At 61.6% G+C, this 12,648-nt stretch carries 11 protein-coding genes; 6 read left to right on the forward strand and 5 right to left on the reverse strand.

All coding sequences use genetic code 11. The features are described from left to right. Positions 1–53 precede the first annotated feature (53 nt). From HS122_13350 to HS122_13375, 6 genes are all read left to right on the forward strand, one after another. Positions 54–1,652, forward strand: a complete 1,599-nt coding sequence (locus HS122_13350; protein ID MBE7539383.1) for a hypothetical protein — start codon at positions 54–56, stop codon at positions 1,650–1,652. A gap of 150 nt (positions 1,653–1,802) precedes the next feature. Then, a complete protein-coding gene (locus HS122_13355; GenBank protein ID MBE7539384.1) occupies positions 1,803–4,475 on the forward strand; it encodes a c-type cytochrome in 2,673 nt (890 codons plus the stop codon). 193 nt (positions 4,476–4,668) lie between these two features. Continuing rightward, positions 4,669–5,478, forward strand: coding sequence for an SDR family oxidoreductase (locus tag HS122_13360; protein ID MBE7539385.1), 810 nt, complete (start codon positions 4,669–4,671; stop codon positions 5,476–5,478). Beyond that, positions 5,475–6,458 (forward strand): Gfo/Idh/MocA family oxidoreductase, encoded by a 984-nt coding sequence (locus HS122_13365; protein MBE7539386.1) that lies wholly within the window; start codon positions 5,475–5,477, stop codon positions 6,456–6,458. Before HS122_13360 ends, HS122_13365 begins: the two co-directional genes overlap by 4 nt. A 150-nt stretch (positions 6,459–6,608) precedes the next feature. Then, positions 6,609–8,054 (forward strand): hypothetical protein, encoded by a 1,446-nt coding sequence (locus HS122_13370; protein MBE7539387.1) that lies wholly within the window; start codon positions 6,609–6,611, stop codon positions 8,052–8,054. Between the two features lie 144 nt (positions 8,055–8,198). Further along, entirely contained in the window at positions 8,199–8,651 is a 453-nt protein-coding gene (locus tag HS122_13375; protein ID MBE7539388.1) for an Rrf2 family transcriptional regulator, read from the forward strand. 58 nt (positions 8,652–8,709) lie between these two features. Here the strand turns inward: HS122_13375 and HS122_13380 are convergent, their stop codons facing one another. The 5 genes from HS122_13380 to HS122_13400 all read right to left on the reverse strand — a co-directional run bounded on the left by HS122_13380 (position 8,710) and on the right by HS122_13400 (position 12,626). Further along, complete coding sequence (locus HS122_13380; GenBank protein MBE7539389.1) at positions 8,710–9,117, reverse strand: cytochrome C; 408 nt, start codon at positions 9,115–9,117, stop codon at positions 8,710–8,712. Then, positions 9,107–9,385, reverse strand: a complete 279-nt coding sequence (locus HS122_13385) for a hypothetical protein (GenBank protein MBE7539390.1) — start codon at positions 9,383–9,385, stop codon at positions 9,107–9,109. Before HS122_13385 ends, HS122_13380 begins: the two co-directional genes overlap by 11 nt. Continuing rightward, positions 9,382–10,392, reverse strand: a complete 1,011-nt coding sequence (locus tag HS122_13390; protein ID MBE7539391.1) for a cytochrome c — start codon at positions 10,390–10,392, stop codon at positions 9,382–9,384. Before HS122_13390 ends, HS122_13385 begins: the two co-directional genes overlap by 4 nt. A 1-nt stretch (position 10,393) precedes the next feature. Continuing rightward, positions 10,394–12,070: a cbb3-type cytochrome c oxidase subunit I gene (locus HS122_13395; GenBank protein MBE7539392.1), complete on the reverse strand. Its 1,677-nt coding sequence runs from the start codon at positions 12,068–12,070 to the stop codon at positions 10,394–10,396. 97 nt (positions 12,071–12,167) lie between these two features. Continuing rightward, entirely contained in the window at positions 12,168–12,626 is a 459-nt protein-coding gene (locus HS122_13400) for a DUF488 family protein (protein ID MBE7539393.1), read from the reverse strand. Positions 12,627–12,648: the final 22 nt, after the last annotated feature.

Genomic DNA, 12,648 nt, shown 5'->3' on the forward strand with positions numbered 1-12,648 from the left:
GCATTCATCACGACAGACCTCCACCCGAAGGTGGGGTTCTGTCTTTCTCACCCATGCCATTCACCAGACCCATATCCGGATTTGGCGTCATGCACGCCCTGCTGATGCTCTGCCTTGCGTTTGGCCGCATGGGTGCGGCGACCCGCATGCCGCTGCTCATGCCGGACGATTTCGAGTCGCTGAAACTGGCGGCCTGGCGAATTGAAGAGGGCGTGCCCGATGCGCACAATCCGCTGCTGGAGCCGGCGATGCCCTGGGATGCCGGGGGCATCATGGGACACGGCACGGTGCTTCACGATCCCATTGATGGGCTTTGGAAGGCGTGGCAGGTCTCGACGCCGGAGGAAACGGAGCTTGATGGACTGAAGTCACTGCATGAGGCGCGTCGCCGTCTGACCTATCTCGAAAGCAGCGACGGGGTGAAGTGGCATCGGCCCATGCTGTCACTGGTGTCGTGGCCGGGTCATCCAAAGACAAACATACTGCTCGACTTCGATTCCGGCGGCACGGCCCAGTATGCTTCGGTGATGATTGATGCCTCGAACAAGGCGGAGCCGTATGAGATGTTCATTTTCCGCTCGCCGAGTAGAAATGGGACGATCGCCTCGCAGATGGGAGCGCAGGGCAGCGTGGGTTCGCTGCCGGGTCCGGCTGAAAAATACGGCTTGTACCGCTATCGATCGAAGGATGGCAAGGACTGGAAACTCAAGGAGGGGCCCTTGGAGATCAAGGGAGGCACGGATGTGTGCTACATCTATCGGCAGCCTGCCGGCGGCTATGTCGCCTATTTCAAGGTGTACCCTCCGAAGGAGCCCGGAGACCGCATCATTCCCTACGATGTGAATGCGAAGCAGCTCCAGCGGCGGGTCGGCCGGGCAACCAGTCCGGACGGAACACACTGGAGCGATACGACGGTTGTTCTTGGACGCGATCTTCGCGATCCGGATTTTGCGCAGTTTCTGGAGATTTGTCCGCTGCCTGTGGCAGGTGGTTATGTGGCGCTGGTCAACTACTACGATGCGGCGCAGCAGACGATGTGTCTGCAGTTTGCGGCGTCGCGTGACGGCCTGCAATGGTGGCGGCCCGACACGCGTCCCGCGCTTGCGAATGCTCCCATCGGGGATTTTGGAGGCGGCTTGATCTGGCAGATGCGCCAGCCCATCGTTGATGGCACGAGGCTGTACGCCTACTATTCCGGATCAGAGGGCGTTCATTCGGCGATCGTCGACTCTCGATTTCAGCCGCAGATTGAGATTCCTGGCGGATCGCTGATAGGTTTCAGAAAGGGCACCCTGCCGTATTACGGCGCCTTGTGCCGTGCTTCGTGGGAGGCGGATCGCCTTTGGGCTCTGGTCTCGGTGGTTGGCGGGCCGATGCCGGTCGAAGCCGTGACCCGGCCGAGGGACATCGGCGGGCACACGATACAGGTGAATGTCCGTGGGAAGAAAGGCGGACAGTTGAAGGCCGAGCTGCTTGATTCCGCCGGCGTTGGCTTGCAGGGATTCACACTCGACGACTGCAAGCCCGTGACCGGCGACCATCATCGAATCACGCTTGAGTGGAGGGGTGGGAGCCAGGCGCCGGCTTCCGCAGCCCGGATTCGATTTGTTTTTAATCGCTCGTTTTTGTACGGATTTGAAGCCGTACAGTGACGGCTTCCGTTTCCCGCGATGCGAGAGTGGTTTCCGAATTGCGCAATTTTCCGTTGATGCTCGTTGATGCCATGCGGATGATCGGTGATTCATATCCGCAAGAAATTGAAAATCACCGACTGCAGGGTTCGATCGAGGTGGTGTGTTTGCATGGTCGTGACGCTGACGCTGATTGCGTCGGCTCAGCCGCTGCCGGAGAAGGGAGGGGGCAGTCGATCGGAGCTGGGAAAGCGTGATGCTCGGGCGCATCCGACGGACCTGTGGGGCGACTGGATAGAGAAGGATTTCCCCTTTTTCTCGTCCGTTCTTGATGCGAGAAAGACGGGAGGGGAGTTTCCGACGGACAATCTCGTTCCGCGTGGCCTGGTCTTCCAGCTCGGGCGCGATTGCTGGGCGTGTTTTGACACCGATCTGCTGCGCATCGCCGCGGTCTGGCAGGGGAGGGAAGGAGTCACTCCGCACGCACTGGCACCGGGCTCGTATCACGATCCGTCTAGGAAGACTCCCGGCGGACAAAGTTTCCTGCCCGAACCCAGCGGACGCGTGTGGGTGGCGACGGGAATTTATCCCGGATGGCAGATGGCGGGGTTGTCGCTGAAGGATCCGAGGACTCCGGCGCCCAGTCCGGAGGAGGTTGGTCGGGGGCCGCTGCCGGGGAAGCTCGGTCGACTGAATTGGGTGAGACCCGTGGCCAATGCCGCAGTGCTTGGTTACTCCGTTGGAGAGTCGAATATTGAGGAATGGATTGATGCAACGGGTACCGACACGGCACCTGTGGTGAGGCGGCATTTCTTGGTCGGGCCTGCACAGGAGCAGCGCGTGCTGGTGCTCGGCAGGAAATCTGCGGACGTGCATTTTTCGATTGAGTGCGAGAATGCCAAATCAAGGCCGGTGCTGTCGTCAGAGACGGCTGCGGATGGATCCGTGACCTGGCTCGTGAGAATCGAGCCGCATGCGGATCCGCTGGCGTTTTCCGTTTCGATGACGTTGGGTGCTGCGCCGCAGTCCGATTTGGCGCAGATTGCGCCTCCACCGGCGGTGCACCACCGGTGGCCGCAGACTGTCAGCTCGGAGGTCCACCGCTCGACATCGCTGGCCAGTTATGTCGTCGATGACATCGACCTTCCCGTGGCAAATCCGTGGCGTCGCAACATCCGGATCAGCGACATCCAGTTCCTGCCGGATGGAACCGGCGTGGGAGTGACCATTGACGGCGATGTCTGGCTCCTGCGGGGATTGGAGGGCTCCCGGGTCGAATGGCGGCGCTTTGCCTCGGGCCTTCACGAACCGATGACGGCCGCGATTCGCAACGGAGAGATTTATGTCTTTGATCGGAACGGCATCTGGCGGCTCCCGGATCGCGATGGGGATGGTGAGGCGGATGAACATGAACTCTTCTCCAATGCGTTTGGCCAGACAGCGGACACGCGGGAGTTTCCGGCTACCCTGCGCCTGGCTCCGCACGGCGAATTCGTGATTGCGAAGGGCGGGCAGCAGGCGACCACGGTGGGAAAGCACAATGGCAGCGTCCTGCGCATTTCGGCCGATGGCCGAACAGCCACAGTGCTGGGCTACGGGTTTCGTCAGCCGAACATCGGGGTCAACATTCGTACGGGTCTCGTGACATCCAGCGACCAGCAGGGGCAGTACATTCCCAGCACGCCGCTCCACATTGCGGACGGAGACCAGTTCTATGGATTTCTGAGCGACTTCATGCCGCGGGAGAAGTACCCGGCGCCGATAGCGGATCCGCTCGTGTGGCTGCCTCACAGCGTGAATGCGTCGGGCATTTCACAGGTGTGGCTCTTCAATGCGAAGATGGGTGCGCTGAACGATGGATTGGTGCACATTGGCTTCAACCGTCCTGAACTATTTTCTGTGCTGCTGAATTCGCGGGAGAGACGCATGCAGGCGGCCGTCACGAGCGTGACCCAGGACTTCGAGTTTCCCCCGTTGAATGGATCGGTGAATCCGATCGATGGGCAGCTGTACCTTGCGGGATTCCAGGTGCTCGGCTGGGGAACGACCGCAACCCGGCTCGCGGGTCTGGCGCGGGTGCGTTATACGGGGCATGCGAGTGCGCTGCCGCGTGAAGTCGTGCCCATGAAGGAAGGCGTTCTCCTGAGATTTGGTGTCCGACTCGATCCGGTCGAGGCGGTTAAGCCCGCGAATTATTCGGTGTCCACCTGGCACTACATACGGACGTATCGATATGGTTCGCCACAACTGCGTGCCGACGGTAAGCCCGGTGCGGATCCCCTGCCGGCGAGCAGTGTGTACCTCTCCGAGGATGGGTGCGGCGTGTTCATTGGAATTCCCGGCATGCAGCCAGTCATGCAGCTTCGCGTCGGCTGGTCGTTGAAGACGCGGGATGGGGAAGGCATGGTGAGCAGCGCCTACACGACGCCCTATCTGCTCCCGCATTTTGAACCACGCGTGGAGGGATTTGGAGACATCCGGGTCGATCTCTCGAACGTTGTCGCGGCAACGGCGAAGGAAAAGGTGCCGGCGACGAAGGAGGAAGGTGCAACGCTGGCCCGCACCTTCGGCTGCGTGGCGTGTCATGGCGGAGTGGAGGGCAGTCCGGCAATCGCGACCTATGGTCCATCCTGGGCCGGACTCTATGGGAAGACGAGGGACTTTGGAGGGAAGGTGGGGCGTATTGTTGCCGACGATGCGTACCTGCGTGAATCGATCCTCGACCCGCAGGCCAAGATTGTGCCGGGAACGGAGAAGGTTGAAGCGGGCATGCCCAGTTATGCCGGTGTCCTGAGCGACGATCAGATGGATGCGATCATCGCCTACATCAAGAGCCTGAAGTGAGCGACGGCTGACGCCTTGGCCAGCCGGCAGTCTGTCTGTCGTTTGGAGACGGTGAATGCCGGGTTGAGGATGGGCATCAGGCGGTGCAGTGGTATGAAGAAAGCACCTTCTCTTTCGCGTGGCGGCGCCCGTTGGAGCATCCATCGTTCTTCGCGTTGCCTGTTGGAGCGCCCGCATGGAGAATCTCTGCCGAATGAATGCCTCAGTTTTCGATCTCTTTCGATTGAATGGAACCGTCGCGCTGATCGTTGGAGGTGCGCGAAACTTGGGATACGACATGGCGGCCGCCCTGGCTGAGGCGGGGAGCGATTTGGTCATCACGTCCCGGACAATCCTGTCTGCAACGAGGGCTGCGGAAGCGCTGGCCAATGCATTCAAGATCGAGGTTCTGCCGCTGGCGCTGGATCATCGCCGTCACGAAGACGTCGCCACCGTTGTCAATCGTGCAAAGGAGTGGAAGGGGCGCATTGACATTCTTGTCAACAATGCGGGCGGAGGATCCGGCCGCAGCCCGGCCCACCTCTTCACGCGCGATCCTCGGGAGGTGGAGGATCTGATCGCCGTGAATCTCACCGGCGTGCTGCACTGCTGCCAGGCGGTCGGGCGGATCATGGCTGAACAGCGCCAGGGGAAGATCATCAGCATCGCATCGATCGCCGCACTGGTCGGACGCGACCGGCGCGTGTACGAACGGAATGGCCTCAAGGGCCAGCCGATCGACTATGCCGCGGCGAAGGCGGGCATCCTGGGCATGACGCGCGACCTGGCAGGACTGCTGTCGCCCTTCGGTGTGTGCGTGAACGCCATCTCGCCGGGGGGCTTTGAGCGGGAGGACATGCCGCGGGGTTTTGTTCAGGACTACAGCGAACGCACCCCGCTGGGGCGCATGGGGCGCGATGGCGTGGATCTCAAGGGGGCGGCGCTGTTCCTGGCGTCCCGGGCATCGGACTATGTGACCGGACACAATCTGGTGGTGGACGGAGGGTTTTCACTATGGCGTTGAACAATCGCATTGTTGTTGTCGGTCTGGGATCGATCGGCCGCCGGCATGCGCGACTCCTCGCGCATCGGAAGGATCTTCAGGTGGAATGGTGCGAGAGTTCGGCGGAGGCGGTCGCGCGCGCGCGGCAGGAGCTCGGAGCGCCGGTTCGCGTGCACGATACATTTCAAGAGATGCTGGCGACGCGACCGGCGATGGTTGTCATTGCAACTCCGCACTCCATGCACGCCGCACAAGCGATTGGCGCCTTGGAGGCCGGGGTGCATGTGCTGTGCGAGAAGCCGCTCAGCGACAATCTGGAGGATGCACGGGCGATTGCCGCCGCGGCCGATCGATCGTCGGCGATCCTTGCGGTGGGCTTTCAGCTTCATTTCCACCCCGCGCTTTGCCGGGCGAAGACGTTGATTGAATCCGGGGAACTCGGGTCGGTCCATCATGTGCACTGTCTTGTGGGCACGTACGTGACGCTGGTGAATTCGCAGTCGCGCTATCAAAGCCGGATTGAAGGGGCGCTGTTCATGGACTACGCGCACCAGCCGGACATCCTGTTCTGGCTGCTTGGAAGGAAGCCCGAGGGGGTCTACGTGGCGGCCGGGCAGGGCGGGAGCCTTCCCCTGCAGGCGAATCCCAATTTTGCGGCGATCACCTGTGACTATGCGACACCGATGATCTCCACCATTCACCTCAATTATCTCCAGGCGCCCGACAGGCACGAGTATGAGATCATAGGCGACCGGGGGTGGATTTCACTCGACATGTTCAAGGGGGAAATGCGCCTCGGCCGCCAGAGTGACGGAACGGTCCAGGTGGAGCATTTTTCAACCGAACGGGACCCCCTGTACGAGCGGGAGCACCAGGTGTTCCTGGATGCGGTGGCGGGCAGGCGAAAGCCGGAGAGCCCGGCGGGCGAGGCGTTGATTTCGATGGAAGTGATCGCCGCTGCGCTGCGCTCCCTGCATTCCCGCCGCCGGGAAATCCTGTAGCCAACCCTTTCGATCGAGTGGTATTTCAAAAGCACCTCTGGTTTCTGTTGGTGACGGCCGCGAATCGAGGCAGGTTTGAGATTGAACAGGATGCGCTTGAAATCCCCCGGTTGCATCCGTGTTCCAGCCAATCCATTTGACGTATTCCCCATGAAACGCATTTCCACCCTTCCTGTCCTCCTCGGTTTCCTGCTGCCGATTGTCTCGCTTGCGGACATGCCCGTGGCGCGAAAGACGCTCCTGCTGGACTCCACTTTGATCAAGAGCAGTGAGAACATCCGGATGACCGTGGGGCGGCTCACGAAGTATTCCGGCAATCCGCTGTTTGGTGAGGATCGGCCTTGGGAGCCGCGTTTCGACAACATGTATCCCAATGTGATCCGGGATGAGAGCGACGGCCTGTTCAAGTGCTGGTACAATCCATTCCTGGTTGAAGTTGAGGACTGGCTTGGATCGAGCAATGAGCGCAAGCGGTGGCTGTATCCGCGGCAGTCGGGATTGTGCTACGCCACATCCAGGGACGGGATCCATTGGGAAAAGCCGGCCTTCGACATCCTCCCGTTCTGGGGTCAGCCGAGCAACATCCTGATGCGGGATGTTCATGGCGTGGGGGTCTTCCGCGACGCCCGCGATCCGGATCCGGCGCGCCGCTACAAGGCGTTTTTCGTGAATCAGGAGGCTGGCCGCCGCACAACGGTGGCCGTGGCGTTTTCGGCGGACGGCATTCATTGGGGTCCTCAGACCGTGCTCAACAATGTGAAGCTCATGGCCGACACCCACAACAATGCGCTGTGGGCGCCGACGCTCAACCGCTACGTGGCGTTCACGCGCGACTGGGATCCACGCGAATGGAAACGGAACAGCAAGGGCGAGATCCCGGCGGTGCGCCTTGTTTCCCGCATTGAGAGCGAGGACTTCGTGCACTGGAGCGATCCGCAGACCGTGCTGCGTGGGGTGACGGACAATCTGCAGGTTTACGCGATGCCGGTGTTCCACTACGCGGGAATTTATCTCGGACTGCCCGTCGTGCTCGACGCCAAGGATGACCGGACCCACACGGAACTGGCCTGGAGCAAGGACACGGTCAACTGGCATCGGGTCGATGCGGGAACCCCGTTCATTCCCAATAGTGAAAAGAAGGGTGACTACGACTGGGGCTGCACCTATCCGGCTGCGGTTCCGGTCATCATGAAGGACGAGATTCGAATCTATTATTCCGGCAGTGACGGCCTGCATTTTGGACAGCGGAAAGCCTGGTTCGAGTTTGCGACGCTGCGTCCCGATGGGTTCGCAGCAGCTGCTCCCGTGGATGAGTCGCGGGAGGGGCTTGTCCAGACGACCCCCGTGTCGATTCGGTCGGACGAGCCATTGATGCTCACGGCGGATGTGGAGGCGGGAGGCAGTGTGCAGGTGGCGATTTTGGATGCCGAAGGCCGCGAGGTGGCGCGCTCCGTTCCGATGACGGGGTCATTCACATCGCGCGCGGTCAGATGGGAGACGGCTTCGCGCGTTGTCGATGGAGAGCACGCATTGAAATTCAGGCTGGTTCGAGCCAGGCTGTACTCCTACGAGTTCGGAACGAAGCGCGTGCAATAGCCCGCCCGCGACGGCAGATCGAACGGACGCGGGTCTTCCGTGTGATTTGGAGCCCACGGCTGATGCCCGAGGCCAAGAGCTCCGTTGAGGCGATCCTCGGCGCTTGCCAATCCGGGGCCGGGTGGCCAGAGATCGGTCATGAACCTGATCTCGCGGACGTCGGAATATGCCCTGCGGGCGGTGGTTTGGCTGATTCAGGATCCCACGCGATCGCAGACGACGCGACAGATCGCCCGCGGAACCCGGACGCCGCCGGACTATGTGTCGAAGGTGCTTCAGGCTCTGGCCAGGGCAGGGGTGATTCGCGGGCAGCGCGGCCTGGGCGGCGGATTCCAGCTCATCGCGGATCCGGAAGTGCTCACGGTGCTTGATGTCATCAATGCCGTCGATCCGCTTGAATGCATCAAAACCTGTCCGCTGGGACTGAAAGCGCATGGCACAAAGCTCTGCCCACTCCACAGCGGCCTAAATGAGGCAGCCAGGCAGATTGAGACAGCGTTTGGGAATACCCGGATTTCAGAGCTGCTGAACGATCATTCGGGTTCTATTCCGCTGGGCATTACCTTGGCTAAGAATCGCCAGAGGAAGGCGGGTTGAGAATATCCGCGGCCCACGACTGCTCCGTAAAATCCGGGCAGGTGCGGCGTATTACGGCTCAATGGCCCATCGTGAAGTACCGCGCGATGTAGTAGACGGACCAGCCGGCGAAGAGGACGAGCAGGATGACGATCCAAGAGGGGATGCCGCGGGGGGTTTCGCTGCCGTAGATGACGAACTGTTTCTGATCCCCCTTGCCATAGGCGTTTATCATGAGGGGTATCACGCCGTCCACGGTGTCGCCGGGCTTGAGACCCTCCACATCGATGGCGGGTCCGTTGCGCACGATGAACGGCAGAAGTCGGACGCCCTCCAGTCCGCCGGGGTCCCGGCTAAGGATCTTCAGGACGTGCCTGCCGTCAGCGAGCAGGCGGGTGTCGAGTTCGAATGTGACGGGTGACGTGAATTCACCGATCGGATTGGGATCGTCGTCAAGAAACAGCCTGACTGTGCCTTTAGGGTCCATAGGAGTCGTGCAGAAGAATGGTTCGTTTGATGTGGGTGGGATTCTGTTCCCCGGGGCGCATGAGGCACTTGATCGCCCAAGCCAGCGCGAAGAACACGATCAAAGCGGCGGCTGCGGCGATGACGTAGTCCAGGCTGCCCTGGGGTCCCGGGCCGTGCGTAAGGCCGCGCAGGAATTTCGGCTGCTCCACGGAGCACATTTCGCAGGCGAACGCCGCGGATTGCACCGCGGGAAGCGTGGAGATCAGAAGGGACAGGCGAGTCTTCATGGAGCGATGCCCGCAAGGATTTTTGTCACTTCGTCGAGCGGGACTTCGCGGACCTGATTGCCCCAGCTTTGTCGCTCGTGGTTGATGATGGCGTGTATCTGGGCCGGGGTCAGCTTGTTGGTCACACCAATGGGCGGCATCGCGGGATAACCCTCCTTTTCGCGGGAGGTGTAGCCCTTCATGATGATCGTGAGAATCCGCGTGGGGTCGTCATCCGTCACAATCGGACTCGCCTTCAGCGGTGGAAATGCGCCCTTCAGTCCCTCGCCGTTCGCCTGATGGCAGGCCTGGCAGTTCGCGGCGTACAGCGTGGTGCCATTGAGGGCTGCGCCTGCACCGGTCCCGCTTGCCGCGGCTTGTGCGCCATTGCCAGGGGATGCCGCGTAGAGGAACGCGGGCGGGGCGGAGCCGTCGGGCAGGGGCGTTTGTTTCAAGGAGAGCAGGTAGGCGACAAGCTGAAGCGCCTCGGGCGAGGCCACAACCTGCCGACCCTCGGGATTGAACGGGGCGGGCACATTGACGACGGTGTCGCCTGGCGATGTTTCCGTTTTCTCCACAAACAGCCAGGGGTAGGCTGGCATGATGGAGGCGGGCACGACTGAGCGCGGTGCGTAGAGGTGGAGCAGGTGCCAGACATCGCTGGGCTGACGCGAACCGATTGAGGTGAGATCCGGGCCGGTGCGCTCGGTGCCCATCAAGGTGGCGGTGTTTCGCCAGAGGTCAGTGCGTCCGATGCCCGCGTAGTCCGCGGCGATGCTCGGGCGCTCGCCCCAGACGCGGTCCATCGCGACATTGCGCACCTGCTGCGTGTGGCAGGCGACGCATCCGTTGGCGATGAAGATCGCCTTGCCCTTGAGGGCGTCGCCTGAAAGGGGCTCGGCACCTGGCAGGGGAGCGTAGCTGGCCTGATTGTGAAGGGCCGGCAGGATGGCGATGGCGATCGTCAGCGAAATGAAGAGTGCGGCGACGGCACTGAAGAGAAGTCTGTGACTGCGATAGAAACTCATGTCAGATCACAGCTCCTTCCTCGACTGGCGAGGGCGCCTCGTGACGGGCCCCGCCTGCGATCATCTTGTACATGTTATAGGCAAAGATTCCGTGGGAGAGCCACATCAGTGTGCCACCGATGGCTCTCCACAGCCAGAACGGCGCCATCAGACTGACCGTCTCGATGAAGGGAACGCCGTCGAGCCAGGCTATTCCGCGGAGTGTTCCGCCCACCATCAAAGGAATCGAGTAGAAGAGCAGGCCGATCAGGGCCATCCAGAAGTGGGCGCCGACCGTGGCTTGGGGAGGCTCACGACCGGTCAGCCGGGGTACAACGGCATAGATGCAGGCCCAGAGCAGGAAGCTGATGATGCCGTACATCGTCAGGTGGGAATGGGCGACCGTGAAGTCGGTGAAGTGCCAGACGAGATTGGTCCATCGGAAAGCCTCGGCCGTGCCCTGCAGGGAACCGGTGAAATAGAAGACGACCCCGACAAGGAAGAAGGGCAGGGTGTAGCTGCCACCGATCTTGTGGAACGCGCCACGGAAGGTGAGCAGGAAGTTTGCGGTGCCTGCGACGACGGGGATAACCATTCCCATGCTGCCGACGATGGCGATGGTCTGGATCGACCACGGAATCGAGCTGAACACGAAATGGTGGGTGCCTATGACCGTGTAGAAAAGGATCTGCGTCCAGAAGGCGAGAATGCCCAGGCTGTAGGAGAAGATCGGTGTATTGAGCTGCTGCGGGAGGAAGTAGTAGGTCAGGCCCAGCAGGTACATCATGAACCACATGCCCACGCCCTGGTGCATGTAGTAGCCCTGGATGATTGTCTCGCCCAAACCGTCCTGCCAGAAGGGGAGGTAGGCGACGAGCACGATGGTGATGACGAACATCAGGGCCGCCACCATGTACCAGTTGGAGATGTAGATATCCGACGTCTGCCGCCGGGCGATTGTCGCGAGGAAATTACAGAGGGCGATGATGATGCCGGAGGCGAACAGAAGCATGATCGGCCAGACATATTCGCGGTACTCGCCGCCGCCATTGTTGATGCCGGCCATCAGTGCGAGGCTGCCGAGAACCACGGCGGCGTTCATGAGTCCGAATGTCCACCACCCGGCCTTCATGCTCGCGAGCCGGACATTCCCCACCCGGGCGACCACATAGTAGCCAAGACCGATCATGGCGAGGGACGCCCAGCCCCAGAAGACGGCGTTGGTGTGCACGGGTCGCAGGCGTCCGAAGCTCAGCCAGCTCAGATGATCCGCATCGGGAGCGACGAACTTGATGCCCAGGTATTCGCCGACCGTCGTTCCGAAAAGTAGCCAGAATGTGGCTGCGCCGAGGTACCAGAGGATCAGACGGGCGAGGGGGGCGTGAATCTCCGGCCGGCGCTGGGCGGCCTTCTTGACCGGCAGGAAACGAATGGTGCCGCTTTGGTCCACATTGCGAATGAGTGCGGCGGAACGCGTCGATTGATCACCTGCCGATCCGGCCGCCGGTTCGTCCCGATGCAGGTGGTCTCCCGACACGCCTCCCGTATGCCGGCGATCGCGCGCGGCGGACAGTTTCAGCCCGATGAGCCAGACGCCCACCGCGAGGGGAATGGCGAGAAGGATTGCTGTGATGACGATGCCCGGCTGGCCCCACAGGGGAGGGGCGCTCTGGGCAAGAATGGCTGCGGGATGTGGCATGGGTGTGGGAGTGGATCGATTGGAAGGGGCGCTTTGGCCGTGCGGATTGGAAACAGCTGCTCAGGGTGCGGCGGGCAAATTGGACAAGGAGATCCAATTACTTTCCATCGGACTTCCGGGGCGCCGGTTTCCGTTTCAGCGCGCCTTCCGCCCGAGGCACCCGCCTGGATCGGGATGGTGCGGCGCCTGGAAGTCTTTCCATCAGGAACGCGCGCAGCGCGACGACATTGTTGTGTTCGGTGTCGCGCGAACTGAAGAGAAGGGTGACGCGCCCCTTGAGAGCGGCGTTGAGAATCGGCTGCCAGGCTTCCGGGCGGGATTCGAGCTCGATGCGATAGAGCCGCTGAAATTCCGGCCATCTCACGGGCTGGTGGCTGAACCACTGGCGGAGCGAGGTGCTGGGCGCCACTTCACGCATCCAGCCGTCCAGTTGCGCGGAATCCTTGCGAAGTCCGCGCGGCCAGAGCCGCTCGGCCAGGATCCTCCGCCCGTCCCCGGGTGAGGCTGACTCGTAGACGCGCTTGATGAGTATTTCGGGTGGTCGTCCTGGTTTCATGTTTGCGGTGTGGTCCTTGGTG

This window comes from Opitutaceae bacterium (assembly GCA_015075305.1).
In the GTDB taxonomy this organism is placed as follows: Bacteria; Verrucomicrobiota; Verrucomicrobiia; order Opitutales; family Opitutaceae; genus UBA6669.

What these genes read in the sequence shown, in the direction of transcription:
- HS122_13350 (MBE7539383.1), top strand. Translation starts at nt 54, where the DNA reads ATGCCATTCACCAGACCCATATCCGGATTTGGCGTCATGCACGCCCTG.
- HS122_13355 (MBE7539384.1), top strand. Translation starts at nt 1,803, where the DNA reads ATGGTCGTGACGCTGACGCTGATTGCGTCGGCTCAGCCGCTGCCGGAG.
- HS122_13360 (MBE7539385.1), top strand. Translation starts at nt 4,669, where the DNA reads ATGAATGCCTCAGTTTTCGATCTCTTTCGATTGAATGGAACCGTCGCG.
- HS122_13370 (MBE7539387.1), top strand. Translation starts at nt 6,609, where the DNA reads ATGAAACGCATTTCCACCCTTCCTGTCCTCCTCGGTTTCCTGCTGCCG.
- HS122_13380 (MBE7539389.1), bottom strand. Translation starts at nt 9,117, where the DNA reads ATGGACCCTAAAGGCACAGTCAGGCTGTTTCTTGACGACGATCCCAAT.
- HS122_13385 (MBE7539390.1), bottom strand. Translation starts at nt 9,385, where the DNA reads ATGAAGACTCGCCTGTCCCTTCTGATCTCCACGCTTCCCGCGGTGCAA.
- HS122_13390 (MBE7539391.1), bottom strand. Translation starts at nt 10,392, where the DNA reads ATGAGTTTCTATCGCAGTCACAGACTTCTCTTCAGTGCCGTCGCCGCA.
- HS122_13395 (MBE7539392.1), bottom strand. Translation starts at nt 12,070, where the DNA reads ATGCCACATCCCGCAGCCATTCTTGCCCAGAGCGCCCCTCCCCTGTGG.
- HS122_13400 (MBE7539393.1), bottom strand. Translation starts at nt 12,626, where the DNA reads ATGAAACCAGGACGACCACCCGAAATACTCATCAAGCGCGTCTACGAG.